Raw genomic sequence first — 25,692 nt, forward strand, 5'->3', positions numbered from 1 at the left:
GTATAATAAGGCTAGAAAAACTACCAAAGAAAGGCCATTTCATGCTGATATTTCCACTGATGAATGATTTATCCCGTAAAATTATCCATATTGACATGGATGCCTTTTTTGCTGCTGTAGAAATTCGTGACAATCCTAAACTTAAAGGGAAACCTGTTATTATTGGTAGCGACCCTAGGAAAACAGGTGGTCGGGGTGTTGTTTCAACCTGTAGTTATGAAGCCAGAGCATTCGGCATTCACTCAGCCATGAGTTCCAAAGAGGCTTATGAACGCTGTCCTCAAGCTATTTTCATTTCTGGAAACTACGAAAAATATACTACTGTTGGCCAACAGATTCGAGCTATTTTTAAACGATATACGGATAAAATTGAACCCATGAGTATCGACGAAGCTTATCTAGATGTAACTGAAAACAAGCTTGGTATCAAATCTGCTGTTAAAATTGCTCGTTTAATTCAGCAGGATATCTGGAATGAATTACAATTAACAGCTTCTGCTGGTGTATCATACAATAAATTTTTAGCTAAAATGGCAAGTGACTATCAAAAGCCTCGTGGTTTGACAGTCATTCTTCCTGATGAAGCTGAAGATTTTCTCAAACAAATGGATATCGCTAAATTCCACGGTGTGGGTAAGAAAACAGTTGAAAAACTCCATCAAATGGGTGTATATACGGGTACTGACCTTTTAGAGATTTCTGAAATCACTCTCATTGATCGTTTCGGAAGACTCGGCTTTGATCTATATCGTAAGGCTCGAGGTATAGATAACTCTCACGTCAAATCAAATCGTATCCGTAAGTCTATTGGTAAAGAAAAAACTTACAGTAAGATTCTAAGTCTAGATGAAGATATTAAAAAAGAGCTAACTCTCCTTTCGGAAAAAGTTGCTCTTAGTCTTCAAAAATATGAAAAAAGTGGTAAGATCGTCATTTTAAAAATCCGCTATGCTGACTTTTCTACTTTAACAAAACGAAAAACACTGAATCAACAAACACAAGACTCTGAAGAAATTGCTCAAAGTATTATCCAACTCTACGAAACACTGAGTGATAAAGACAAGGGTGTTCGCTTATTGGGAGTCACTATGACAGGATTTTAAAAACCTTGAAGGAAAATTCCTTCAAGGTTTCTTTCTTATACAAATAATCGAACAAAGCTATAAAGTAGTAAGACACTACCAAGAACAATACGGTATTTACCAAACACTGTAAAGTCGTGTTTTTTGACATAGCTGGTTAAGAAACGAATAGCAACCATGCTGACTGCAAAAGCTACTACCATGGCTACCAAGAGTAAGAAGAATTGGCCAAAAGTCAAGACTTCTCCAGCCTTGATGAATTTAAAAATCTTCAAAGCGCTGGCTCCAAACATAACTGGAATTCCTAGATAGAAGGTAAATTCTGTTACCACTGAACGACTAGTCCCGTTCAACAAACCACCGACGATAGTTGCCCCGGAACGGCTAGTCCCTGGTAGAAGGGCCAAGACTTGGAAAAGACCGATATACAATGCTGTTTTGTAAGGTAATTTATCTAACTCAGTAACTGTTGGCTCAATCGCTTGCGCTTTGTTACGTTTTTCAAGATAGATAAAGGCAACCCCATAAACAATCAGCATAATGGCTACTGAAACCATATTATGGAAGTGAGTATCAAACCAATCATCAAATTTAAAGACTAGTAGAAGAGGTAAGGTCGCAACAAAAACTTTGGACCATAATTGCCAGGTTCTACGAACTTGAACTTTATCCTTACCTGGTTTGAAGGGATTAAGCTTGTTAAAGTAGATAACCATTACGGCTAGGATCGCACCCAGTTGAATGACTACGTTAAACATAGACATGAAGGCTTCATTTTGATCTTTATACTGGATAAACTCTTCTGCTAAAATCAAGTGACCAGTACTTGAAATCGGCAACCATTCCGTAATTCCTTCAACAATACCAAAAAAGATTGATTTTAAAATTTCAAAAAAATACATAGATTACTCCTTTTTCTATCCTCCATTATATCATACTTTTAAAGCATGTGTTGAGTTTTCTTTAAAAAGCACCAACACTTCCACCACCGCCACCGCCTGAGAAACCACCACCAGAGCTACCGCTTCCGGATGATACAGAAAAGGTACTTGCTGTATTTGCGACCGAGGTATACAAATTGATTTGAGTAGCAGATGTATGAAATTGTTTATCCCACCCACAAGATACATAAAGATTCATAGCAGCATTTTCAAGTTGAATATTGTGAAGTTTCATGATTTTATTCACCTTCTTAGCGTATCCATAGAGAGTTGCATAGACCAAAAGACGATTCCAAACAACAATACTCTCTAGTTCAGCCTTATCAAGATGAGCAATATCCCGAAGCATATTTTCAAAACTTGTCCAGAGATAAACAACTTCTGCCCCTTCTTCATTTAAGACACCATCACGAGAAGGGCCTCGAGTTACTAAATGAATCAAACCGCTTGCTAGTAAACCAATTAAACCTAAGGTAAGTAAAGGAAGTGAGAAATAGCCATGTGTTTGAAAGCTATAGTAGAAAATGATAAGTCCGACAAGACCTGTTACAGCCGAACAGACTTTCATTTTTTTCACAAGATTATTTTCTTTTTCCGTTAAAGGTCGATAATAACTTGGAATTCGTAAAATTTTCACCTTGTCTCGAACACAACTTTGCATGCGTTCAAGTCGTCTCTCAAAGGAACGCTTGAGGTGCATGCCGAATTCTCGAATATGCTTCTCATCAGCTTCCTTAGCTCCATGGAACAATCCAGAAGAAACTTGATATTCAGGGAAAAGGTCTGAAAGAGCCAATTCTTTATTTGTAGAAAGAGTCATCCGCAGACACTCCTTCTCAAAATTAGACAAACCTTTTTCACTGTTAATTTTGATCCAAGGCTCTTCTTCACCTTGAAAAATGGATAAATGCCCTCGATCGACTAAATCTAACAAGGTTGCTTGGATTAGTTGTTCAAAGGTGAATTTACCAAACTTCTGCTTATTTAGAGGGCTAATTTCCTCTAAGGATGTTGAATAGATTGCTTCTGCCAAAACCATTGGAGGTAGATCCATTGGGGGTTCGTAGAGACGATGATTCTTTGGATATACCTTTTTAATAGTCGTATGCTGACGAAATTCTCTATAATAGTAGAACGTTACTAGTAACAGAGCGATAAAGAAGATTGGAAAAATCCATTTTATCATGACCTTGGCGTGCACTTTATCGGCTTTTATTTCTATCTCAACTCTTTTGAAGTTACTTAAATCATCTTCATTCAACCCTTGACTTGGAGCACTCGAGAAAGCTTCTCTCGGCCAATAGGCATGTAGTTCAATTTGACGTTTTTTAGGAAGATCCTTCATCTTCACCCAGTAGATATCATTGACTTTTTCGACACTTCCCTCATTGAGGAGTTCACCAGTATGGAAAAAGAGTTTCTCTGCTGGACTATCTGAAGTTACTCGAAATTCTAAGTCTTTGATATCCCCTGAACTATCTGTCAGTGGTTGCCAATTTAGCTCCGCGATGTCGTTATACAAAAAGAGAATATTTGACAGTTGCCAAGTAACCGTCACACGAACAGTATCTCCAGCGTTTCCCGGATTAAAAATGGTGACCTTGTAGCCATCCTCTTCTTCCTTAGTATATGAGAGGACGTCTTGAACAATCTGGCCATTTTTGGATACTAAAACAGTTGGATCATCATCAATTTCAAATCCCTTCGGCATTTTCCCTGCTTTTCCGAGTCCAATCAATTGACCATTAAAATCATCTTTAAAGTGGTAGGTGATTGTTTCTTTGAAAACCGCTGTATTATCTGCATGAATATTCAAATCACCTTTATAGGATAGAATATCGAAGTCTACTGCAAAAACTAGACGAGGTACAAATAGCAAACAGGTAAATACCAGGGCAAGAAGCCATCTCTTTTTCATCTTACATTCCCTTTCATGTTTTTTCACTATTATATCATTTTTTAGAAGTTAAGGTTTACTTGTATTGAAAATCTTACCATTTTTAGATACAATAGAGGGAGCCATTTTTAGACTAGAAATAGGAGAAAACATGAAAAAATTATGCTTATCTATCCTTGCTAGCTTAGCCCTTACTCTAGGACTAGTTAGCCAGGTCCAAGCCGATGAATATTTACGCATCGGAATGGAGGCAGCTTACGCACCATTTAACTGGACTCAAGATGACGACAGTAACGGCGCTGTAAAGATTGATGGAACAAACCAATATGCTAACGGTTACGATGTTCAAATTGCAAAAAAAATCGCTAAAGATCTGGGTAAAGAACCACTCATTGTAAAAACCAAATGGGAAGGACTCGTTCCAGCTCTGACCTCTGGCAAGATTGATCTGATTATTGCAGGTATGAGTCCAACCGCTGAACGTAAGCAAGAAATTGCCTTCTCAAGCAGTTACTATACCAGCGAACCAGTACTTTTAGTCAAAAAAGATTCAGCCTATGCAAACGCAAAAACACTAGATGATTTTAGAGATGCAAAAATCACTTCTCAACAAGGGGTTTACCTTTACGACTTGATTTCTCAAATTCCAGGCGCTAAAAAAGAAACTGCCATGGGTGATTTCGCACAAATGCGCCAAGCTCTTGAAGCTGGTGTCATTGACGCTTATGTTTCTGAACGACCAGAAGCCCTAACTGCCGAATCAGCAAATGCAAAATTCAAAATGATTCAGCCTGAACCTGGTTTTAAAACTGGGGAAGAAGATACCTCTATCGCTATCGGTCTTCGTAAGGATGACGAACGTATCAGCCAAATCAATGCTAGCATTGAAACCATCTCTAAAGATGAACAAGTTGCCCTAATGGATCGTATGATTAAAGAGCAACCTGTAGAAGCTACAACTACTGAAGAAAACAGCAGTAATTTCTTTAGACAAGTTGCTAAAATTCTAACTGAAAACTGGCAACAACTCTTGCGTGGTGCCGGAATCACACTTTTAATTTCAATTATCGGTACCATCGTCGGTCTCGTTATTGGTCTTGCTATCGGTGTTTTCCGTACTGCGCCTCAATCTGAAAATCAATTTATCTACGTCATTCAAAATATAGTTGGTTGGATTCTCAATATCTATATTGAAATTTTCCGTGGAACTCCTATGATTGTACAATCTATGGTTATCTACTATGGAACTGCCCAGGCTTTCGGAATTAACCTAGACCGTACTCTCGCTGCTATCTTTATCGTTTCTATCAATACCGGTGCCTACATGACCGAAATCGTTCGTGGTGGTATCCTAGCTGTTGACAAAGGACAATTTGAAGCAGCTACTGCACTTGGTATGACTCATAATCAAACCATGCGTAAGATTGTTTTACCTCAGGTAGTTCGGAATATCCTACCTGCTACTGGTAATGAGTTCGTCATCAACATCAAGGATACTTCTGTATTGAATGTTATCTCTGTTGTAGAACTTTACTTCTCAGGAAATACAGTAGCAACACAAACTTACCAGTACTTCCAAACCTTTACTATTATCGCAGTTATCTACTTTGTCCTCACCTTTACAGTAACACGTATCCTACGCTATATCGAAAAACGGATGGATATGGATACTTACACTACAGGTGCTAACCAAATGCAAACGGAGGATTTGAAATAATGAATCAGCCCATTCTTGAAATCAAACACCTCAAAAAATCCTATGGACAAAACGAGGTTCTAAAAGATATCTCCCTTACTATCCATAAAGGAGAAGTTATTTCTATTATCGGTAGTTCTGGTAGTGGTAAATCAACCTTCCTACGTTCGATCAACTTACTTGAAACACCAACTGAAGGTAAAATCCTTTATCACGGTGAAAATGTCCTCGAAAAAGGATATAACCTCACTCACTATCGAGAAAAACTAGGAATGGTCTTCCAGTCCTTCAACCTCTTTGAAAACCTTAACGTGCTTGAAAATACAATCGTTGCCCAAACAACTGTACTCAAACGTGATCGCTCAGAAGCAGAGAAAGTTGCTAAAGAAAACCTTGAAAAAGTTGGCATGGGAGAACGTTACTGGCAAGCCAAACCTAAACAACTTTCTGGTGGGCAAAAGCAGCGTGTTGCTATTGCTCGTGCACTTTCCATGAATCCTGATGCCATTCTCTTTGATGAGCCTACATCAGCCCTTGACCCTGAAATGGTTGGTGAAGTTCTCAAAATCATGCAAGATTTAGCTCAAGAAGGCTTGACCATGATCGTCGTAACCCACGAAATGGAATTTGCTCGCGATGTATCACACCGTGTCATCTTTATGGATAAGGGTGTCATTGCAGAAGAAGGCAAACCAGAAGATCTATTTACTAATCCCAAAGAAGAACGTACAAGAGAATTTTTACAACGCTATCTTCGATAAGAGAAAAGACTGCTATTGCAGTCTTTTTTTATATTCCAAAAAATTAAAAGGCAGATCCTTTTCGGACCTGCCTATATCCAAAGACTAATCTTCAAATTTTTCATGATTTTTATTGTAGAAATCAATTAAGCCGAGTGCTGTTTCAAAGGAAATGTTTTTAACTTTTGCACGTCCTTGAGCCAAAGCAATGATAGACATCTCACGCGCATTCGTTTCCTTAGAAATACGATACCCTGTGATCTTCTTATCACGAACCCAGCTAACAACTGCTTCTACTTTTTCAAAGTTAGACTTAGCCATGTTATTCTCCTATTTTTTTCTTTACGCAACTTCATTCTATATGTTTTTATGGTATTTGTCAATTGAAACACATATATTAATAAAGTTAATGCGTTAAGATTATAATTATTTAGCTTTCAAAGCTGATAATATATGGGTTCGAATATCTTCAACTCCATTAGGATTTGCTGGCAAGAATATTGTATTATTTCCTTGTTTATCTGCAAAATTATTCAATGTATCCAAATACTGATTGGTTAATAGGATTGACATAATTTGTTCTTCAGTTAATTCGACATTGGCTCCTTTTAACTCTTTAATAGAATCAGCAAGTCCATCAACAATTGCTTTCCGCTGCTCTGCGATCCCCACACCATGGAGGCGATCTTTTTCTGCCTCAGCTTCTGCCGCTGTAACGATCTTAATTTTATCTGCTTCAGCCAATTCTTGAGCTGCCACTCTCTTACGTTGGGCAGCATTAATTTCGTTCATTGATTGTTTGACTTCTGCATCCGGCTCAACTTTGGTAATGAGCGTCTTAACGATAATATACCCATACGTTGACATTTCTTCCGCTACTTGTTTTTGAACTTCTAATGCAATTTCATCTTTTTTCTCAAACAATTCATCCAAAGTTAACTTAGGAACAGATGAGCGCAATGCATCTTCAATATAAGATTTGATTTGAGCTTCAGGTCTCATCAATTTATAGTAAGCGTCTGTAACGTTTAACTCATTTACACGATACTGAGTTGCGACATTCATAGTCACAAAAACGTTATCTTGGGTTTTGGTTTCAACCACGATCTCACTTTGTAAAAGGCGTAGCTGCACACGAGCTGCAATTTTGTCAATGCCAAATGGTGCCCGTAGATGAATACCACTATTACTTAACTTTTGATACTTACCAAATCGTTCGATAATTGCAACAGACTGTTGACGAACGACATAAACAGAGCTCACTAACATAGCTCCTACAATAAGCATTAGAATCACTAGAACAAGTAAAACTTTTAAAAACATGGGAATCTCCCCCTTTCTTCACTTACATTATAGCACTCGTATATAGGTTAGGCAAATGATATGATAAAAATTTTATAGGATATTAAACAAGCATATTATATAGAGTTTCATTCCCATTCAAGTTAATATAAGACGGATCAAATTTCTCCATTCGGTGAATCAAGCCCGCATAATCATGCTTGTTAGCAAGAGCAATCCCGATTAAGACTGGTCCTGTTCCCTTGCTAGCACGTTTAATATACTCAAAACGTGTGATGTCGTCATTCGGTCCTAAGATATCATTTACAAACTCACGAAGAGCACCTGGACGTTGTGGGAAGTTTACCACAAAGTAATGCTTGATGCCATCATAAATCAAGGCACGCTCTTCCATCTCTGGCATACGGTTGATATCGTTATTTCCTCCAGAGATGATACAACAAATAGTCTTTCCTTTTATATAATCTGACAGTACTTCCAAGGCCGCCACACTAGCAGCACCTGCAGGCTCAGCTACAATCCCCTGTTTAGAGTAAAGATCTATCAAGGTCTCAGAGATTAAGCCTTCATCCACTCCGATAAGCGTTTCAACATTTTTACGGGTTGCTTCATAGGTCAATTGTCCAACCTTCTGCACAGCAATCCCGTCTGCAAACTTATCAATTTCTTTGAGTTTAACCGGACCTCCAGCCTCAAAGGCCGCCTTCATGGAACGAGCTCCGTTGGCTTCTACACCCAGAACTTCAATAGCCGGATTTGTTTCCTTTATATAAGTAGAAACTCCTGCAATGAGTCCTCCACCTCCTACAGGCACCAAAACAGTATCAAAATCAATGGATTCTTTTCGCGCTTCTTCTAAAATTTCATAAGCTACTGTTCCTTGACCAGCTTGAACATAGGGATCATCAAAGGGATCAATAAACGTACGATTTTCAGCAACTGTATAGTCTTGAGCTGCCTTGGCCGAAGCATCAAAGGTATCTCCTACCAATTTGATAGTTACAAAATCTCCACCAAAGAAACGAACCTGACCAATTTTCTGTTGAGGCGTTGTAATTGGCATAAAGATTGTTGCAGGAATTTTCATCTCGTTACAAGTGTAGGCAACACCTTGAGCGTGATTTCCCGCTGATGCGCACACTACACCACGTTCACGTTCTTCCTTAGTCAATTGTGAGATAGCATAATAAGCTCCACGAATTTTAAAAGAGCGGACTCGTTGAGCATTTTCTTTTTTGAGATAAATTTTCGCTCCGTATTTTTCTGATAAGTAATGATCATATTCTAGTGGTGTATTGACTACTACACCACTCAGAACCTTGTGGGCCTTCACCACATCTTTTGCACTAAGCATAATCTTCTCCTTGATTCTTTTTCAAGATAAAAAGCGGGTTAGGTACCCCCAACTCGCCTTCTATTTTTATTCTCAAAAATTAGTTGTAGATTTTGAATGCGTCATCGTCGTTTTTACCAACAAATGGCATTGCTTTACGCAATTCTGCACCAACCTTTTCAATTTCAAGGTTAGCTGCTTGTTCACGGTAAGCAGTCAATTTTGGACGACCAGCTTTGTAGTCGTTCACAAAGTCGTTGGCAAATGTACCATTTTGGATATCAGCAAGAACTGCTTTCATATTTTCTTTCACTTGTTCAGTGATGACACGTGGACCTGACACGTAGTCACCGTATTCAGCTGTGTTAGAAATTGATTGACGCATTTTCTTGAATCCACCCTCGTAGATCAAGTCAACGATGAGTTTCATTTCGTGAAGCACTTCAAAGTAAGCCAATTCTGGAGCATATCCAGCTTCAGTCAAGACTTCAAAACCAGCTTCAATAAGGGCAGTCAAACCACCACAAAGAACTGCTTGTTCACCAAACAAATCTTCTTCGGTTTCTTCTTTGTAAGTTGTTTCCAAAAGACCAACGCGTGCTGCACCAACACCTTTACACCAGTCCATAGCGATGTTTTTAGCATTTCCTGTTGCATCTTGGTAGACAGCGTAAAGTGCTGGAACACCAAAGCCTTCTTCGTAAGTACGACGTACCAAGTGTCCTGGCCCTTTAGGAGCACACATGAAGACATCTACATCTTCAGGAACTTTGATGAATTCGAAGTGGATGTTAAAACCATGCGCAAATCCAACTGCATTCCCAGCTTCCAAGTTTGGAGCAATTTCTGCTTCGTACAATTCTTGTTGGATTTCGTCTGGTGCCAAAATCATGATAACATCAGCCAATTTAGTTGCTTCTGCTACTGTATAAGTATCAAAACCATCTTCTTTTGCCTTATCAAAAGATTTACCTGGACGAACACCGATGATCACATCGTGACCTGAATCACGCAAGTTTTGAGCATGAGCATGACCTTGTGAACCATAACCGATAACAGCGATTTTTTTACCATCAAGTGCTGCTACTTTCACATCTTTTTCGTATTCCATTTGAACTGCCATAGTTTTTTTCTCTTTTCTATATTTATTGCCTGATAGGCTAGATTAACAAATTTAGGTTGGATTTTTTTACTCAATGAAAATCAAAGAGCAAACTAGGAAGCTAGCTGCAGGCTGTACTTGAGTACGGCAAAGTGACGCTAACGTAGTTTGAATTTGATTTACGAAGAGTATTAATCGCGGGTAAATCCAGTTGCACCTGTACGAGCGATATTCTTGATACCGTATGGTCGAATAACCCGAATCAAAGCTTCACTCTTTTCCGCATTTCCAGTCATCTGTACAGTAATAGAGCTCGGAGCCACATCAACAACAGTTGCACGGAAAGGCTGGATAATAGCTAAAATTTCTGCTCGCTTCTCAGCTGGTGCTGCAACCTTTACCAAGATCACTTCGCGCTCGAGGTGTGGTTTATCTGTGATATCACGGACACGAATCACATCGACCTGACGGTTAAGTTGTTTGATGATTTGCTCCACTTCATCGTGAGATGCAACATCAATGATAATGGTAATCCGTGACACATTAGGATTTTCTGTCGCCCCTACCGAGATACTCTCAATATTGACTTGGCGTCTAGATAAGACACCGGTAAAGCGATTGAGAACTCCTGACCGGTTTTGAAGTTTGGCTGTTAACATTCTACGCATTAAACTTCACCCCCAACATCTCATGATTACTCTTACCAGCTGGTACCATCGGTAAAACATGCTCTTTACGAGAAATATCTACCTCGATAAACATTGGTACATCTTCCAAGATAACTTCCAAATCCTTTTCTAAGGTTTCAGGATTATCAAATTTATAATTCTTAATTCCATAAGCTTGAGCCATCAATTGGAAATCTGGGAGGCTATCAAAGACTGACTCTGATGTTCGACCATCGTAGAAGGCTTCTTGCCATTGACGCACCATCCCAAGTGAATGGTTATTAAGCATGATGACCTTGATTGGAATCTTGTAGATGTTCAAGATCGCCAATTCCTGATTGGTCATTTGGAAACCACCATCACCGACAAAGAGCACGACCTCCTTATCTGGATTAGCAATTTTTGCTCCAATGGCTGCAGGAACTCCGAATCCCATGGTTCCTAGTCCACCTGAAGTTACGAGTTGACGCTCGTTTTGATAAGGGTAGTATTGAGCTGTCCACATTTGGTGTTGTCCGACGTCCGTTACAACAATGGCGTCCCCCTTCGTCAACTCACCGATACGTTCAATAACTGCTTGTGGTTGGACGACACGCTCCTTCTTATCATAAGAACGAACACGATTCTTATCTTTGGTAACTTTTTCAATCCATTTTTCAGTATTGTTACGAACGATTGGCTCAGCTAGCAACTGCTGCAAGGCCTTTTTCGCATCTCCAACAACTGGGATATCAACAGCGATAATCTTACCAATCTCTGCTGGATCGATATCGATATGCGCTACTTTGGCATTCTTCGCAAATGTCTTAGGATTACCAGTCAAACGATCATCAAAACGACAACCAATCGAAATCATAAAATCAGCTTCTGTCATTGCGATATTAGCTGCAAAGGAACCATGCATTCCACCCATTCCCAAAAATAGTGGATGGCTAGTTGCAATTGTACCCTGTCCCAAAAGACTGGTAACAACAGGAATTTGATAACGCTCTGCAAATTCATTTAACTCCGCAGCGGCTTCAGCATAACTAATACCACCACCAGCTAGTAAAACAGGTTTTTTAGCCTTAGAGAGCTGTTTCAAGATTTTCTTGATTTGCATCTCATTAGGCTCAAGAGTTGGTTGATAACTTGGTAAATCTATTTCTGTTGAATAGACGAAGTCCGTTTCAAGAGCCGAAACATCTTTCGGTAAGTCAATAACAACTGGACCTGGACGACCCGTAGTTGCAATGTGCACAGCCTCTGTAATTACACGTGGAATATCCGCCGTCTCACGAACCTGGTAGTTGTACTTGGTAATCGGCATGGTAATTCCGACAATATCTGCCTCTTGGAAAGCATCCTTACCGATTCCCGCTCTTGCTACCTGACCTGTGAAGACCAAAAGGGGAACACTGTCACTCATAGCATCTGCAATACCTGTAATAGCATTCGTAGCTCCTGGTCCACTTGTGACAACTGCGACACCAAGTTTCCCTGTTGACTTAGCATAACCTTCTGCTTCATGAAGACAACCTTGTTCATGCCGACCTAGAATATGGCGAATGCCTTTAAAATTATAAATAGCATCATATAAAGGCAATACAGCCCCGCCTGGATAACCAAAAATCGTATCGATTCCTAGGTCACGGAGCGTTTCCAAAACGAGTTCCGAACCTGACTTTGGTGAGTCTAAAATGATTTTCTCCATCGTTCCCCTTTCTCTTCTCAATAAAATGACTTGTTTCTATAATACCATTTTTTCAAAAATTTTCAAGACAAAAGAAACAATTTTCTGAATTTTCTATCTAGATACTTTACAATATTAAATGAATTAGAAAGTTTATACGTATTTTTACCTTTTATTTATACGTATTTTTACCTTTTATTTATACGTATTTTTACCTTTTAATAGAAAAAGGTTGAGACAAAATGTCTCAACCTTTCGATTATTTACTGATTAAAGTGAGTTAACGTCAACCTTGATACCAACACCTTGAGTAGTTGTGATTGTCAAGCTTGTTACGTAAGTTCCTTTTGCTGTAGCTGGTTTAGATTTTTGGATTGTTTCGTTGAATGCTTTGAAGTTTTCAACTAACTTGTCAGCTTCAAATGAAACTTTACCGATGATAGCTTGTACGATACCTGCACGGTCAGCACGGTAAGTGATTTTACCACCTTTAGACTCTTCAACTGCTTTAGCAACATCCATTGTTACAGTACCAGTTTTAGGGTTTGGCATCAAGTTACGTGGTCCAAGGACACGTCCAAGACGTCCAACAAGAGCCATCATGTCAGGTGTAGCGATAACTACATCGAAGTCCAACCAACCGTCGTTGATTTTAGCAACAAGGTCGTCTTCCCCAACGAAGTCTGCACCAGCTGCTTTAGCTTCTTCAGCTTTTGCACCACGTGCAAATACAAGAACGCGAGATGTTTTACCAGTACCGTTTGGCAATACCATTGCTCCACGGATTTGTTGGTCAGCTTTTTTCACGTCGATGTTCAAGTTGTAAGCAACTTCTACAGTTGCGTCAAATTTTGCAAAGTTAGTTTCTTTTGCAAGAGCTACAGCTTCTTCTACGCTGTATGCTTTTGTGCTGTCGATTTTTTCAAGAGCAGCACGAAGTTGTTTGCTTTTTTTAGCCATTTTCTATTCTCCTTGTAAGTGGTTCAATCGATTTTCATCTCCCACGTCACTTCTCGAAATGATGAAGTCTTGCGGGTTATATAGGGAAGTTATTGATTAGTCAACAACAGTGAATCCCATAGAACGAGCAGTACCTTCGATCATACGCATTGCAGACTCAATGTTTGCAGCGTTCAAATCTGGCATCTTAGTTTCTGCAATTTCTTGTACTTGTGCACGAGTAACTGTAGCAACTTTAGTTTTGTTAGGTGTACCTGATCCCTTTTCAACACCTGCAGCTTTTTTCAAAAGAACAGCAGCTGGTGGTGTTTTAGTAACGAAAGTAAATGATTTGTCTTCGTATACTGAGATAACAACTGGAATGATCATACCAGCTTGATCAGCTGTACGAGCGTTGAACTCTTTTGTGAATCCCATGATGTTGATACCAGCTTGACCAAGAGCAGGTCCAACCGGTGGAGCTGGTGTAGCTTTACCAGCAGGGATTTGCAATTTTACAAGTTTTTCGACTTTTTTAGCCATTTCTAAATCCTCCTTTGTGGTTTTGGCGGTAATTTAAAGATTTTTACCTCCCACAAGTATGTTTTACACATACCCTACTATTATACACTAATCTTTCTCAAATGCAAGAGAAAAATTCTATTTTTAGAGAAATTTTATTACTGAATTTGGCTATTATTTCTTTCGTGAAAGAGTTCTGAACTACAAACAAAAAACCGCTCTGTTTTGAGCGATTATAAGAAATAATAAAGTTTAGTAGGAATCCAGTTTTAAGAGCAGGCTTTTCCCTTTTTCAGTACTTCCACTTTCCACGAATCCAAGGGACTCAAAACATCTTCTAGAAATCCGATTAAAAGTGTAGATTTCCTGAACTTTCAACTGTTTCCACCTCTTTTGCTGGGCTAGATCAATTAAAGCCCTTAAAACCTTGCGTCCAATACCTTGATGCTGATAAGCTGTATTGCCAATCACAATAGGAAGATTCTCCTGAGATAAGGCTACATCACCAATTGGAAGCCACTCTCCCTTTTCTCGAAACTCAATCCAGAACAAATCCCCGTGTTCCTCTAAATAGGAATACATGGCATTTAATTTTTCCAAACTATAGGGAATTCTAATGCCATCTACCAGTTCCACCAAATCCACATCTTGATACCAGGATAAAGCTGCATCACGATGATCTGCTAAAAAAAAGGGAACTAGACGTAGGGAATCATCTATCTGAATAATCTTTGGCATCTTTTTTGACTCCTAACAACTGCTTCGCTGCCTGATTAAAACCATCACACCAGTTATACCATTTTGCTTCATACTCATCTTGGGCTAAGATATGATTTTTTAAATCCAGAACAGAGTATATCTTTCTTTCCTCGCAAACTTGCGCATAGAGATGATACAGTTCATCACCACCATCTTTATCCCACTCAGCAGAAATCGTTTTTTGACCTGCTAACAAAGCTTGGTAAGCTCTGTGATGCCCATCTATAATCAGCAAGCAATCTCCAAACGCAAGAACACTGATTGGATCCATATTGATGATTTCAGCCGACTGATAAAGCATCTGGATATCTTGCAACTTCTTTTCTGATAAGTATAGTTGAGTCGGATGAAGATCTTTTATGTTGACTTCCATTTTTATCTCCTCAAGAAGGGCTAAACCCTACTTTTGTTTGCCTGTAAAGCGCCATTGAAAGCGAAGTTTGTCATAAAATGGAAATTCAATGAATAGAATTCCAAGACCCAGACAGAGACTGGCAAGAACATCTGATGGGTAATGAACTCCCAGATAGACTCTGGAAATGATTACACTTACTAGATAAATTCCCAGTAAAAACTGGAGAATGAGCTTTACAGTCCTATCTTTCACTCTCTGTCCCACAATGATAATTAGAGAACCGATTAGGAGGGTTACTGCTAGCGAGTGACCACTAGGGAAAGAAAATCCTTTTTCTTCGACCAAGTGTAAAATTTCAGGTCGGGGACGTTGATAGATGTGTTTTAAGGACACAATTAAAATTCCAGCCAAACTAAGATTGCCAGCTACTAAAAGGCTTTCTGACTTCCACTTTTTCAGATAAAAAATAGCAGTCAATAGAATTGCCCAAGAAATAACGATTGGTAAGTCAATCAGACGAGTAATCCCTCGAAAGATAGTTGTCAATATAGCTGGTAAATCTCCACGGATTGCTGTCTGGATAGACGAATCAAATGGTATCAATTGTTCCGGATAAAACTTAACGACATAACCCAGAATTACAAATAGTAAAAGGGCAAAAGAGCCCTTTGTTAAATATGTTTGTTTATCTTTCATAGTATTTCAAAGTTGGTTTCAAGAGGACAAATAATAACCAGAATGAGATGGCAAAGATGACTCCTTCAATCAAATTAAATGGTAAGACCATTGCCAACAAGTAATTACTAAGTCCTAGAATATTCTCTATATCGAAGTTAGCAAATTTTGCGTACAAAGGTACAGCATAAACGTAGTTTAGAACTAACATGGCTAAAGTAAGACCAATCGTCCCTACTAATGAAGCTAGGACAAAACGCATGGTTGTACGCTCTTTTTTCCAAATCAGACCAAAAGCAAGAACAAAGACTCCTAAGGCTACGATATTCATCGGCAAACCAATGTAGGTACTAACTCCTTGGTTGTTCAGAAGGATTTTCAGCAAGGACCGAAGGAATAGTACTCCTAAAGCCGCTGGTAAATCCAAGACTACCAAACCTACAAGAACTGGTAAGATACTGAACTCAACCCTTAAAAAGGATGCCGCTGGTAGAAGCGGAAAGTCAAAGTACATCAACACAAATGAAAGCGCTGATAAAATTGCAATGGTCGAAAGTCGACGTGTGTTTGTCATAACAGGTTCCTCCAATTTTCTATAAAATCAGAAGAAGTTGGAAAGTTTCTCTCTATCTACTCTCTTAACTATCTCAAAAAATAACCTAAGCTTACAAAGAAACTGGTTTTATTTCTATTATAATGAAGCAGAATAGACAAAGCTATCCTTTCGTCTTCTCCCATCCAGACTATACTGTCGGTTGTGGAATCTCACCACATCAGCTTGCGCTCGCGGACTTCTTTTAGAGTAAGGAAAAGAACATTTCCGAGTAAAAGTCACCGCCGGTCGGGAATTACACCCAGCCCTGAAGACCCTCTAATGATAACAAAAAAAGCTTGCAAGCGCAAGCATTTTATCTCTTATCAGTGTTTATTTCAACTTATCCGTTTCGTAAGTATGAACCAGTTCGAGACCCGCAAAATTTTGTTGACGAAGGGCCTCGTAGACAATCATACATACTGTATTGGATACATTGAGACTACGGACATGTTCATCATTCATAGGAATTCTGAGAGCTTTTTCAGGATGTTCCCGCATAAACTCCTCAGGTAAACCTTTATCTTCACGTCCAAAAAGAAAATAATGATTTCCTTCCATCGTGAAGTCAGCATCTGAATATACCTTTTCTGCAAACTTGGAAATCAAGTAGAGTTGACCATCCATTTTTTTCATAAATTCATCTAAACTATCATAAAAATAGATCTCAAGTTTGTCCCAATAGTCTAGCCCTGCTCGCTTCATTTTACGATCATCAATCGGAAATCCCATCGGTTTGATAATATGAAGGGGCGCATTCGTCGCCGCACAGGTTCGTGCAATATTTCCCGTATTTTGTGGAATTTGTGGTTCAAACAATACAATATGATTGGCCATGCCTTGCTTCCTCTCACTAGTGCAAAAAAATAGCCACACTGCCCGGAGTCAAGCTCAGCAAACAGCGTGGTTAAGGCATCGTTAACTTACCTCACAACAGGTTTGAAGTAAATCAGCGAAACTACTTTTTTAGTATAACACTTTCAGCCTGATTGTCAATAGAAATGACTTGATTTTTTCATTTTTTTTACAAGCATATTTACAAAAGTTGAAATTTCAACTTTCAGCAACCAATATCATAGAATTTATATAGATTGAGAATTTTCGGAACAAGTTTTTTCATAAACATATGATGTTTAAAGTAAAATATTTATTCGAATTCCCCTAATCCCTTTATTAAAGAAGGAAACAGTCGGTTGTTGAGTGCATTTTTTTCTAAAAAAAGGTATGATAAAGACATATTGAAAAAGTAGGTTAACTAACTATGAAGATTATTCTTGTCGGAGGGGGAAAAGTAGGTTCTGCCCTCTGTCGTTCACTTGTTGCTGACAACCATGATGTTGTCTTAATTGAACAGAACGAAACTGTTCTAAAATACTTGACCAGCCGTTTTGATATTATGGGAATCGCAGGTAACGGAGCTGACTTTGCAATGTTAGAAGCAGCCAATGTTCAAGATTGTGATATTTTCATTGCCATGACTCAATACGACGAGGTCAATATGGTTTCGGCTGTTTTAGCCAAAAAAATGGGAGCAAAGGAAACCATTGTTCGTGTACGCAATCCTGAATATTCCAACCCTTACTTTAAAGAAAAAAATATTCTTGGATTTTCAGTCATTGTAAACCCAGAACTCCTAGCAGCTCGTGCTATCGCTAATATTATAGACTTCCCCAATGCTCTTTCTGTTGAGCGTTTTGCAGGCGGATTGGTCAGTTTGATGGAATTTAAAGTTCGAAATAATAGCAATATTTGTCAGATGTCTATTGCAGATTTTCGTAAAAAGTTTGGTAATGTTATTGTCTGTGCTATCGAACGCGACCACAAACTCATGATTCCTAGTGGAGATATGATTTTAGAAGATCAAGACCGTATCTTTGTGACAGGACATCGTGTCGATATGATGCTCTTCCACAACTATATTAAGTCCAGAGTTGTTAAGAGTTTACTCATCATAGGAGCTGGGAAAATTGCATACTATCTCTTAGGTATGTTAAAAGACAGTCGTATCGATACCAAGGTTATTGAGGTCAATCCTGAAATAGCTGCCTTTTTCAGCGAAAAATTCCCTAAACTCTATATAGTCCAAGGTGATGGAACAACTAAGGACACCCTCTTAGAAGAAAGTGCTCAAAACTACGATGCTGTAGCTACCCTAACTGGAGTTGATGAGGAAAACATCATCACATCTATGTTTTTGGATAGCATTGGTGTTCAAAAAAATATTACCAAAGTAAACCGTACTAGTCTCTTGGAAATTATCCACGCGACGGATTTCTCAAGCATCATCACGCCGAAGACAATCGCTGTTGACACTATCATGCACTTTATCCATGGTCGTGTAAATGCACAATATTCTGACCTTCAAGCTATGCACCACCTCGCAAACGGCCAGGTAGAAACCCTTCAGTTCTTAATTAAGGAAGAAAACAAGATGACTGGCAAACCCTTGTCTCAACTGAAGCTCAAAAAAGATGTCTTGATTGCCGCCATTATCCGGAACGGAAAAACAATCTTCCCAACTGGAGAAAATACGCTCCAAGTCGGTGATAAGCTAGTGGTCATCACTTTGCTATCAAACATCACCAAGATTTATGATTTGTTAGAGAGGTAAGCTATGAATAGAAGCATGGTACGCTTTCTTCTTGCAAAACTACTCTTGATTGAAGCTGGGCTACTTTTAGTTCCGGTTGGTATTGCTCTTTACTATCGAGAATCTAGTCAAGTTTTTACAGCTCTTTTCTCTACCATCGGGATTCTTGTTGTCCTAGGTCTACTCGGAATCATCAGTAAACCTAAAAAACAACGTATCTATGCTAAAGAAGGAGTCTTAATTGTTGCCCTATGTTGGATCCTCTGGTCTTTCTTTGGCTCCCTTCCCTTTGTCTTTTCAGGTCAAATCCCCAATTTTATCGATGCCTTCTTCGAAACTAGTTCTGGCTTCACTACTACGGGAGCAACTATCTTAAATGACGTTTCTGTACTAAGTCGTTCGCTTCTATTTTGGCGGAGCTTTACCCACCTCATTGGAGGGATGGGGGTGCTAGTTTTTGCCCTAGCTATTATGGACAATGCAAAAAACAGCCACTTAGAGGTTATGAAGGCCGAGGTCCCTGGACCAGTATTTGGTAAGGTGGTATCTAAGCTAAAAAATACTGCACAAATCCTCTACATCCTGTATCTGGCAATGTTCGCCCTCTTTGTAGTGATTTATTATCTTGCCGGTATGCCACTCTACGATAGTTTTGTTATCGCTATGGGAACTGCTGGGACTGGTGGTTTCACGGTTTACAATGATGGAATCGCCCACTATAATAGTTCTCTTATTACCTATCTGACGAGTGTTGGGGTCTTGATGTTTGGTGTCAATTTCAACCTCTACTACTATCTCATGCTTCGTCGAGTCAAGGAATTCTTTTTCGATGAGGAGCTTCGTGCTTATCTCTTGATTGTCGTCGTTTCTACCGGCTTAATTACTCTCAATACACTCCACCTTTATAGTGGCGTTTCACAAAGTTTTGAGATGGCCTTCTTCCAAGTCTCTAATATCATTACGACAACTGGTTTTGGTTACGGCAACATTACAAATTGGCCTTTGTTTTCACAATATATTTTACTGATGCTGATGGCGATTGGTGGTTCTGCTGGTTCTACTGCTGGTGGTCTCAAAGTGATGCGTGGAGTTATTCTAGCTAAAATTGCTAAAAATCAATTTTTGTCTACCATATCCCCTCACCGTGTTTTAACTCTCCATATTAATCAAACAGTAGTCGACAAGGACACCCAACATAAGATTCTCAAGTACTTTGTAGTTTACGTCATGATTCTACTCAGCTTAATGTTCATTATCAGTTTAGATGCAAACAATTTAATGATTGTTACGAGTGCCGTTTTCAGTTGCTTTAACAATATCGGCCCAATTCTCGGAACAACCTCAAGTTTTTCAATATTTAGTCCATTTTCAAAACTCCTCCTATCCTTTGCAATGATTGCAGGACGTCTTGAAATTTATCCAATCATATTACTCTTTATGAAGCGAACCTGGTCTAAGCGTTAGCAATGTTATTATCAAAAAGCACATCCTTCAAAAAATGAGGGATGTTTTTTTCTGTTGATAAGATTTTTAAAAGACAGTTGAGAGTCAAAAAATAACACTTGGGAAAAAGATAATTTTTCATGAATCATTTTAGTTATAATTTTTAAAAAACGTGGGGGTTTTATATGGAAAAAATGAACAAATCAATCCAACTTCTTTTATTGATTTCCTTGGTCTACTTAGGCTGCTGTAGTTGCTTAGTTTGGCCTGGTATTTCTTTAACACTCAAACAATCCTGCTTTTACTTTTTACTTCTCTTACTGTTATTAGCAGGTATCTGTACATTTATCCACTATCTTTCAGGACATGATCATGTGAATAGTCAGCTACACAATCGTAGTCGATCCTTCTTTTTATTGTATAGCAGCATGGTTATCATTAACGTTGCTGGAGTCTGTTTTATTTTATTTGAAAGTATAAGCACTGACACTCTACTACAAAAAGAAATCGTTGACTTGTTACTCATCTCTTTCTTTTTCCTTTTCGGACTTGATATTGCTACCTTTCTGCCGTTAAACAAATGGAGAAAATTACCAACTCATAAAAAGACAGGCAGGCTAACAACCCTTATCTTTCTTAGTTTATTTTTTCTGCACAATCCTTTAACCATATTTTCTGTCAGCTTTTATATCCTTTTGGGAGTCAGCTTTCTAAACTTTTTATTTCCTAAAACCTTAAGACAAGATTTATCATTTTATAGTCATTTAATTCGAAACATCTTACTTGTTTTATCTACGCTTATGTTCTGGTAATTAATAGAATTCCTATCTAAAGTATGCTATAATGAAATAAATTTTTTAGGAGATATATGAATGAATTTTTTTAAAGATTATCGTAAACGATTGATTTGGCTAGGAATCTTTCTTGTGGCAATGGCCCTATCGCAAGTTCCTATCGTAACTTTAATGTTACTTCAAAAAACGCAACTTGGATCTATCTGGTCATCTCTAATAGTGGGGCTTGTCTCTACCGCTATTGTTGCACTCTTTTTATATGGTGCTCACAAAAGTAAGTTATTAAATCTAAAATCAAAACTCTTTACTATTAATGACGCCCCTCGAATTGCTCTTAGTTATGTAGCCATTGTCGCAGGAAATCTGATTGGTGCAATTTGGTTGCAACTTCTGAAGCAAACAACTACTTCGAATCAAGAGGCTATTAATAGCCTCATGTCAGAAACTTCTATTATTTCAAGCTTTTTCGTGATTGCAATAGTGGCACCTATTTGTGAGGAAATTATCTGTAGAGGTATCATCCCTACTAAACTCTTCGAAGGATACGAAAAAATTGGGTATATTTTCGGTTGGTTTATCTTCACTATAGCACATACCCCAACAAATCCACCTTCTTTCTTGATCTATGGTTGGATGTCTGCTGTCCTAACTTGGACTGCTTATCGCACCAAACGACTAGAGATGTCTATCTTCCTCCATTTAGTAATTAATGGAGTCAGCATTCTATTGCTTATCTTCCTTACATTCCTTATCAAGGTTGTTGGTATAGATGCTTTTCAATAAACGAAGGTTCCACTACTAATATAATTTAAAATAAAAAGACTAGAAATCTATCTAATTTCTAGTCTTTTTTGTCTATTTAAGAACGAAACACGAATTAGGTGCGAGAAGTTACAATACGGAGATAGTGACAGTAAGCTAGTTCGCTCCTAAATATTACGACACGGAGTTTGGCAAATCGATTATATTTGCCAAACGTAGTTAGTAAGGCAACTAGACCGCTTCCTTTCTGTTACGACGGCAAAACCCACGAATCGATAGCATTCGTGGGTTTTACCTAGTGAAGCGTTTAGGTAAACACTCTTAGCGCTTAGTGTTTAGTGTTTATTAGATTACGACACTTAGTTTTACAAATCGATTTCATTTGTAAAACTAAGTTAGTGAGGCAGTTAGGCAAGTCTTATAGGACTTGCCGTAGTCTACTTAAATTGCTTTGCAATCAAGTAGACTTACTGAATCACATCTTTTCTTCCAACTCCACATCTGGATACTTGTCCGCAAACCAGCGGAGAGCAAAGTCATTTTCGAAAAGGAAGACAGGTTGGTCAAAGCGGTCTTTGGCCAAGATGTTTCGACTTGAAGACATACGTTCATCTAAATCTTCTGGTTTAATCCAACGAACTGTCTTTTTACCCATTGAAGTCATGACAACTTCAGCGTTATACTCGCCTTCCATACGGTGTTTAAAGACTTCGAACTGGAGTTGTCCAACAGCACCTAGCATATACTCACCTGTTTGGTAATTCTTATAAAGCTGGATGGCTCCTTCTTGTACTAACTGTTCCATTCCCTTGTGGAAGGATTTTTGTTTCATAACGTTCTTAGGCGAAACTTTCATGAAAATCTCAGGCGTGAAGGTTGGTAGTGGTTCAAACTCAAACTTGTTCTTCCCAACAGTTAGCGTATCTCCAACCTGGTAGGTCCCTGTATCATAAACTCCGATGATATCTCCTGCTACGGCATTGGTCACATTTTCACGACTTTCCGCCATAAATTGGGTGACATTAGAAAGTTTAGCTCCCTTACCAGTACGAGGCAAATTGACACTCATACCGCGCTCAAATTCACCCGATACAATACGAACAAATGCGATACGGTCACGGTGTCGAGGGTCCATGTTGGCTTGAATTTTAAAGACAAAACCTGAGAAATCCTTATCATAAGGGTCGACAAGTTCACCGTCTGTTTTCTTGTGTCCATGAGGTTCTGGAGCAAACTTGAGGAAGGTTTCAAGGAAGGTCTGCACCCCAAAATTAGTCAAGGCCGAGCCAAAGAAGACTGGTGTTAAATCACCTGCAAGAATGGCTTCCTCTGAGAATTCATTTCCTGCTTCATTCAAAAGCTCAATATCGTCTTTCACTTGTTCGTAGAATGGGTTGCTGGCAAAGAGTTTATCGCCATCTTCTAGGCTGGCAAAACGTTCATCCCCTTTGTAGAGTTCCAAACGTTGGTTATAGAGGTCATAGAGCCCCTCAAAGGCTTTCCCCATCCCGATTGGCCAGTTCATTGGATAACTTGCAATACCCAAGACTTCTTCCAATTCTTGCAAGAGATCTAGTGGTTCACGACCGTCACGGTCCAGCTTGTTCATAAAGGTAAAGACTGGAATCCCGCGGTGTTTAACAACCTCAAACAATTTCTTGGTTTGGGCCTCGATACCCTTGGCAGAGTCCACTACCATGACTGCAGCATCCACCGCCATCAAGGTCCGATAGGTATCTTCTGAAAAGTCCTCGTGTCCTGGAGTGTCTAGGATGTTTACGCGTTTCCCATCGTAGTCAAACTGCATGACAGATGAGGTTACCGAAATCCCACGTTGTTTCTCGATATCCATCCAGTCTGACTTAGCAAAGTTTCCTGTTTTCTTCCCTTTTACAGTACCTGCCTCACGAATCTCTCCCCCAAAATAGAGCAATTGCTCAGTAATGGTTGTTTTCCCCGCGTCCGGGTGAGAGATGATGGCAAAGGTACGGCGTTTCTTAATTTCTTCTTGAATACTCATAAGTTCTCTTTCTTTCTACTTTTTTAATTATTTTAATTTATAATCACTCTTTATTACATCGGACCCTAACATTCCTTTCAACACTCCATTATATCGGATTTTAGAGAGTTTTTCAATTGCTTACACAAGAAAAAGCAGGTCAAGATACTTGACCTGCTCATAAGATTCTTTTATTCAATATTTATTTTGTATCGCTAGTTACAATCTCTTCAAAATTTAATTTTTTCTAGAGCAATTTTCTTTTCCCAACGTTTTTTAAACAAGATATCAAAGAGTACTAGGGCTGCAGATAGAATGATTGAAACCATAAGATACTTGAACCATAAAGGAGCGTTAGGGATAAAAGGCGTGGCATTCAAAAGTCCGTAATTACCACCCGTTACTTGATTGACACCTACCAAGAATAGATTGAGAATAAAAGTGTAGGCAATAATTCGATACTTTTTAAGTAAGATTTTATCGTAATGATTCATGAGATAAACCAGTGAATTAACCAAAAGAGCGTAATGCCCAATCAAGAATGAAAAGCTAGTGATATGTGGGAAATCATAAGGATCAAAGACTGGATAACCCAAGGCAAATACTGCTCCACTGGCTCCCAAAAGTGCAAAATACTGCTTGATCTTCCATTTGTCAGGTAAGAATACAACAGCGAACATGGCCAAACGGCAATGGTAAAGAGGCAGGCTGTTCGAAAATGGAATGCTAAAACCTATATACCAAGTATAAAGAGCTATCAATTGCGCTATTTGAATCCACTTAAACAATCGAACAAATTTGGGATTTTTGTAGTAAGTAAGAGAAGCATAAATAGACAAGGCAAGAAGGCCTATCATAACTCCATACCAAAAAATCGGAATAGGCGGTGGCGTCGTTTGGGTTCTTGTAATAAAATGATGCATAACGTCTCCTTAAGGTAACGAATTCAGTTGTATATTAACTATTCTTATGTTTATATTTAACGAGTTGATTGATAAGGATGAGAATGCCTGTCATCAAACTGGTCACTATCAAATAGTTAAGCAAACTACCATGATCCCCAATCACAGGTGGCTTGCTCATAAAGCCATAATTCCCTCCTGTTAAGAGGTTGGCGAAAAAGATAATGGCATTAACTCCAAGAGTCATCTGGCATATTTTCCAAGTATCCCCTTTTTCAACTTTATAATATCTAACAAGATAAATCAAGCAGTTAGCCAAGAGGGCCAAGTGTCCGAAAACATTGTTCACGGACGAAACATGAGGGAAAGGAAAAGGATAAAAGACTGGATAAACCAAGGCCATGATAGAACCAAAAACTCCAACCAGGGCAAAATATTGTTTAAAAAAGGTCTTATTAGGGGCAAGAAGAATTATCCACATAGCCATGCGACTATGGTAAAAAGGGAGAGCCTCAGATAGGGGCAGACGTGCAGCAATATACCAAGCGTTGATAATGAGCAACTGAATCAATTGACCCCAATACCAAAAGTTTCTGTAACCTTTAGATGATGCGAAACGAATCGATAAAACAGCTATGATTACCAAAGAAGTAGGTAATAAAAAGTACCAGCCTCCCAAATGGGGAGGAACCGTTTTTTTACTGGTAAAAAGTAACTCCCAAAGCGTCATATGTCATCCTTAACGTGTTCTAGTTGAGTCAATTCTACATCCTTTTTACCAACTAAAAACGACTGTTATTCTTTCTTCTAATTTCAACTATTATATCGAAATAAAAAGTATTTTTCAATTTCTGTTTCTTTTTAGCTTGGCTTGCCTTATTTATAGGAAAATATGGTAAAATAGAACAGATAAAGAATCATCATTTC

24 protein-coding genes and 1 riboswitch are annotated in these 25,692 nt (G+C 38.7%); of the genes, 6 read left to right on the forward strand and 18 right to left on the reverse strand.

The genetic code is table 11. The features are described 5' to 3' along the window. Nucleotides 1-41: 41 nt before the first annotated feature. Nucleotides 42-1,103, forward strand: coding sequence for a DNA polymerase IV (gene dinB, locus QM382_RS04815; protein WP_414272638.1), 1,062 nt, complete (start codon nucleotides 42-44; stop codon nucleotides 1,101-1,103). Between the two features lie 35 nt (nucleotides 1,104-1,138). Here dinB and QM382_RS04820 read toward each other — a convergent pair whose 3' ends face one another. Together QM382_RS04820 and QM382_RS04825 are read right to left on the reverse strand one after the other, a co-directional pair. Next, the gene (locus QM382_RS04820) at nucleotides 1,139-1,984 is read right to left on the reverse strand and encodes an undecaprenyl-diphosphate phosphatase (protein ID WP_414272639.1); all 846 of its coding nucleotides are present in this window, start codon (nucleotides 1,982-1,984) and stop codon (nucleotides 1,139-1,141) included. A 61-nt stretch (nucleotides 1,985-2,045) separates the two neighbouring features. Next, complete coding sequence (locus QM382_RS04825) at nucleotides 2,046-3,941, reverse strand: DUF2207 family protein (RefSeq protein WP_414272640.1); 1,896 nt, start codon at nucleotides 3,939-3,941, stop codon at nucleotides 2,046-2,048. 130 nt (nucleotides 3,942-4,071) lie between these two features. On the opposite strand from QM382_RS04825, the gene QM382_RS04830 reads away from it, so the two are divergent. Next, a complete protein-coding gene (locus QM382_RS04830; RefSeq protein ID WP_414272641.1) occupies nucleotides 4,072-5,637 on the forward strand; it encodes an ABC transporter substrate-binding protein/permease in 1,566 nt (521 codons plus the stop codon). Continuing rightward, nucleotides 5,637-6,377, forward strand: coding sequence for an amino acid ABC transporter ATP-binding protein (locus QM382_RS04835; protein ID WP_004251965.1), 741 nt, complete (start codon nucleotides 5,637-5,639; stop codon nucleotides 6,375-6,377). The genes QM382_RS04830 and QM382_RS04835 overlap by 1 nt, the downstream gene beginning before the upstream one ends. Before the next feature lie 84 nt (nucleotides 6,378-6,461). Here the strand turns inward: QM382_RS04835 and QM382_RS04840 are convergent, their stop codons facing one another. The 13 genes from QM382_RS04840 to QM382_RS04900 form a co-directional block, all read right to left on the reverse strand. Continuing rightward, nucleotides 6,462-6,677 carry a hypothetical protein gene (locus tag QM382_RS04840; RefSeq protein WP_004251963.1) on the reverse strand — a complete coding sequence of 72 codons (216 nt, stop codon included), beginning with the start codon at nucleotides 6,675-6,677 and terminating at the stop codon, nucleotides 6,462-6,464. Nucleotides 6,678-6,782: 105 nt separating this feature from the next. Continuing rightward, nucleotides 6,783-7,679: an SPFH domain-containing protein gene (locus QM382_RS04845; RefSeq protein ID WP_303404187.1), complete on the reverse strand. Its 897-nt coding sequence runs from the start codon at nucleotides 7,677-7,679 to the stop codon at nucleotides 6,783-6,785. 82 nt (nucleotides 7,680-7,761) lie between these two features. Beyond that, nucleotides 7,762-9,012 (reverse strand): threonine ammonia-lyase IlvA, encoded by a 1,251-nt coding sequence (gene ilvA / locus QM382_RS04850; protein ID WP_006155447.1) that lies wholly within the window; start codon nucleotides 9,010-9,012, stop codon nucleotides 7,762-7,764. Between the two features lie 79 nt (nucleotides 9,013-9,091). Then, on the reverse strand, nucleotides 9,092-10,114 hold the full coding sequence (gene ilvC / locus QM382_RS04855) for a ketol-acid reductoisomerase (RefSeq protein ID WP_303404186.1): 1,023 nt from the start codon (nucleotides 10,112-10,114) through the stop codon (nucleotides 9,092-9,094). 170 nt (nucleotides 10,115-10,284) lie between these two features. Beyond that, nucleotides 10,285-10,761, reverse strand: coding sequence for an acetolactate synthase small subunit (ilvN, locus tag QM382_RS04860; RefSeq protein WP_214262333.1), 477 nt, complete (start codon nucleotides 10,759-10,761; stop codon nucleotides 10,285-10,287). Then, the gene (locus tag QM382_RS04865; protein WP_414272642.1) at nucleotides 10,754-12,454 is read right to left on the reverse strand and encodes an acetolactate synthase large subunit; all 1,701 of its coding nucleotides are present in this window, start codon (nucleotides 12,452-12,454) and stop codon (nucleotides 10,754-10,756) included. The genes ilvN and QM382_RS04865 overlap by 8 nt, the downstream gene beginning before the upstream one ends. A 249-nt stretch (nucleotides 12,455-12,703) precedes the next feature. Continuing rightward, nucleotides 12,704-13,393, reverse strand: coding sequence for a 50S ribosomal protein L1 (gene rplA, locus QM382_RS04870; protein ID WP_178895389.1), 690 nt, complete (start codon nucleotides 13,391-13,393; stop codon nucleotides 12,704-12,706). Between the two features lie 96 nt (nucleotides 13,394-13,489). Further along, nucleotides 13,490-13,915 (reverse strand): 50S ribosomal protein L11, encoded by a 426-nt coding sequence (gene rplK, locus QM382_RS04875; RefSeq protein ID WP_001085808.1) that lies wholly within the window; start codon nucleotides 13,913-13,915, stop codon nucleotides 13,490-13,492. 231 nt (nucleotides 13,916-14,146) lie between these two features. After that, complete coding sequence (locus tag QM382_RS04880) at nucleotides 14,147-14,632, reverse strand: GNAT family N-acetyltransferase (RefSeq protein WP_414272643.1); 486 nt, start codon at nucleotides 14,630-14,632, stop codon at nucleotides 14,147-14,149. Further along, the gene (locus QM382_RS04885; protein WP_414272644.1) at nucleotides 14,607-15,026 is read right to left on the reverse strand and encodes a chromosome partitioning protein ParB; all 420 of its coding nucleotides are present in this window, start codon (nucleotides 15,024-15,026) and stop codon (nucleotides 14,607-14,609) included. Before QM382_RS04885 ends, QM382_RS04880 begins: the two co-directional genes overlap by 26 nt. A 27-nt stretch (nucleotides 15,027-15,053) precedes the next feature. Beyond that, nucleotides 15,054-15,704, reverse strand: a complete 651-nt coding sequence (locus tag QM382_RS04890; RefSeq protein WP_414272645.1) for a phosphatase PAP2 family protein — start codon at nucleotides 15,702-15,704, stop codon at nucleotides 15,054-15,056. Further along, entirely contained in the window at nucleotides 15,694-16,257 is a 564-nt protein-coding gene (locus tag QM382_RS04895; protein WP_303404181.1) for an ECF transporter S component, read from the reverse strand. The genes QM382_RS04890 and QM382_RS04895 overlap by 11 nt, the downstream gene beginning before the upstream one ends. Before the next feature lie 148 nt (nucleotides 16,258-16,405). Beyond that, nucleotides 16,406-16,555, reverse strand: a riboswitch (FMN riboswitch). Between the two features lie 53 nt (nucleotides 16,556-16,608). Next, on the reverse strand, nucleotides 16,609-17,112 hold the full coding sequence (locus QM382_RS04900; RefSeq protein WP_303404180.1) for a tRNA (cytidine(34)-2'-O)-methyltransferase: 504 nt from the start codon (nucleotides 17,110-17,112) through the stop codon (nucleotides 16,609-16,611). Nucleotides 17,113-17,536: 424 nt separating this feature from the next. On the opposite strand from QM382_RS04900, the gene trkA reads away from it, so the two are divergent. The 3 genes from trkA (at nucleotide 17,537) to QM382_RS04915 (ending at nucleotide 21,885) form a co-directional block, all read left to right on the forward strand. Then, on the forward strand, nucleotides 17,537-18,886 hold the full coding sequence (trkA, locus tag QM382_RS04905) for a Trk system potassium transporter TrkA (protein ID WP_414272646.1): 1,350 nt from the start codon (nucleotides 17,537-17,539) through the stop codon (nucleotides 18,884-18,886). Nucleotides 18,887-18,889: 3 nt separating this feature from the next. Beyond that, on the forward strand, nucleotides 18,890-20,329 hold the full coding sequence (locus QM382_RS04910) for a TrkH family potassium uptake protein (RefSeq protein WP_414272647.1): 1,440 nt from the start codon (nucleotides 18,890-18,892) through the stop codon (nucleotides 20,327-20,329). A gap of 851 nt (nucleotides 20,330-21,180) precedes the next feature. Then, nucleotides 21,181-21,885, forward strand: a complete 705-nt coding sequence (locus tag QM382_RS04915; protein WP_414272648.1) for a lysostaphin resistance A-like protein — start codon at nucleotides 21,181-21,183, stop codon at nucleotides 21,883-21,885. Between the two features lie 454 nt (nucleotides 21,886-22,339). Here QM382_RS04915 and QM382_RS04920 read toward each other — a convergent pair whose 3' ends face one another. The 3 genes from QM382_RS04920 to QM382_RS04930 all read right to left on the reverse strand — a co-directional run bounded on the left by QM382_RS04920 (nucleotide 22,340) and on the right by QM382_RS04930 (nucleotide 25,495). Next, entirely contained in the window at nucleotides 22,340-23,884 is a 1,545-nt protein-coding gene (locus tag QM382_RS04920) for a peptide chain release factor 3 (RefSeq protein ID WP_414272649.1), read from the reverse strand. Between the two features lie 209 nt (nucleotides 23,885-24,093). Beyond that, on the reverse strand, nucleotides 24,094-24,786 hold the full coding sequence (locus QM382_RS04925; RefSeq protein WP_049494233.1) for a TIGR02206 family membrane protein: 693 nt from the start codon (nucleotides 24,784-24,786) through the stop codon (nucleotides 24,094-24,096). A 34-nt stretch (nucleotides 24,787-24,820) separates the two neighbouring features. Further along, nucleotides 24,821-25,495, reverse strand: coding sequence for a TIGR02206 family membrane protein (locus QM382_RS04930; RefSeq protein WP_414272650.1), 675 nt, complete (start codon nucleotides 25,493-25,495; stop codon nucleotides 24,821-24,823). Between the last annotated feature and the right edge of the window lie 197 nt (nucleotides 25,496-25,692).

This window comes from Streptococcus infantis (genome assembly GCF_047465185.1).
Taxonomy (GTDB): domain Bacteria; phylum Bacillota; class Bacilli; order Lactobacillales; family Streptococcaceae; genus Streptococcus; species Streptococcus infantis_O.

Bases quoted from the DNA above. Each gene is read 5' to 3' on its own strand.
- QM382_RS04930 (WP_414272650.1), bottom strand. From the start codon at position 25,495: ATGACGCTTTGGGAGTTACTTTTTACCAGTAAAAAAACGGTTCCTCCC.
- ilvN (WP_214262333.1), bottom strand. From the start codon at position 10,761: ATGCGTAGAATGTTAACAGCCAAACTTCAAAACCGGTCAGGAGTTCTC.
- QM382_RS04830 (WP_414272641.1), top strand. From the start codon at position 4,072: ATGAAAAAATTATGCTTATCTATCCTTGCTAGCTTAGCCCTTACTCTA.
- QM382_RS04915 (WP_414272648.1), top strand. From the start codon at position 21,181: ATGAATTTTTTTAAAGATTATCGTAAACGATTGATTTGGCTAGGAATC.
- QM382_RS04845 (WP_303404187.1), bottom strand. From the start codon at position 7,679: ATGTTTTTAAAAGTTTTACTTGTTCTAGTGATTCTAATGCTTATTGTA.
- QM382_RS04835 (WP_004251965.1), top strand. From the start codon at position 5,637: ATGAATCAGCCCATTCTTGAAATCAAACACCTCAAAAAATCCTATGGA.
- QM382_RS04865 (WP_414272642.1), bottom strand. From the start codon at position 12,454: ATGGAGAAAATCATTTTAGACTCACCAAAGTCAGGTTCGGAACTCGTT.
- ilvA (WP_006155447.1), bottom strand. From the start codon at position 9,012: ATGCTTAGTGCAAAAGATGTGGTGAAGGCCCACAAGGTTCTGAGTGGT.
- QM382_RS04920 (WP_414272649.1), bottom strand. From the start codon at position 23,884: ATGAGTATTCAAGAAGAAATTAAGAAACGCCGTACCTTTGCCATCATC.
- rplK (WP_001085808.1), bottom strand. From the start codon at position 13,915: ATGGCTAAAAAAGTCGAAAAACTTGTAAAATTGCAAATCCCTGCTGGT.
- QM382_RS04840 (WP_004251963.1), bottom strand. From the start codon at position 6,677: ATGGCTAAGTCTAACTTTGAAAAAGTAGAAGCAGTTGTTAGCTGGGTT.
- trkA (WP_414272646.1), top strand. From the start codon at position 17,537: ATGAAGATTATTCTTGTCGGAGGGGGAAAAGTAGGTTCTGCCCTCTGT.
- rplA (WP_178895389.1), bottom strand. From the start codon at position 13,393: ATGGCTAAAAAAAGCAAACAACTTCGTGCTGCTCTTGAAAAAATCGAC.
- QM382_RS04910 (WP_414272647.1), top strand. From the start codon at position 18,890: ATGAATAGAAGCATGGTACGCTTTCTTCTTGCAAAACTACTCTTGATT.
- dinB (WP_414272638.1), top strand. From the start codon at position 42: ATGCTGATATTTCCACTGATGAATGATTTATCCCGTAAAATTATCCAT.
- QM382_RS04825 (WP_414272640.1), bottom strand. From the start codon at position 3,941: ATGAAAAAGAGATGGCTTCTTGCCCTGGTATTTACCTGTTTGCTATTT.
- QM382_RS04890 (WP_414272645.1), bottom strand. From the start codon at position 15,704: ATGAAAGATAAACAAACATATTTAACAAAGGGCTCTTTTGCCCTTTTA.
- QM382_RS04820 (WP_414272639.1), bottom strand. From the start codon at position 1,984: ATGTATTTTTTTGAAATTTTAAAATCAATCTTTTTTGGTATTGTTGAA.
- QM382_RS04925 (WP_049494233.1), bottom strand. From the start codon at position 24,786: ATGCATCATTTTATTACAAGAACCCAAACGACGCCACCGCCTATTCCG.
- ilvC (WP_303404186.1), bottom strand. From the start codon at position 10,114: ATGGCAGTTCAAATGGAATACGAAAAAGATGTGAAAGTAGCAGCACTT.
- QM382_RS04885 (WP_414272644.1), bottom strand. From the start codon at position 15,026: ATGGAAGTCAACATAAAAGATCTTCATCCGACTCAACTATACTTATCA.
- QM382_RS04895 (WP_303404181.1), bottom strand. From the start codon at position 16,257: ATGACAAACACACGTCGACTTTCGACCATTGCAATTTTATCAGCGCTT.
- QM382_RS04880 (WP_414272643.1), bottom strand. From the start codon at position 14,632: ATGCCAAAGATTATTCAGATAGATGATTCCCTACGTCTAGTTCCCTTT.
- QM382_RS04900 (WP_303404180.1), bottom strand. From the start codon at position 17,112: ATGGCCAATCATATTGTATTGTTTGAACCACAAATTCCACAAAATACG.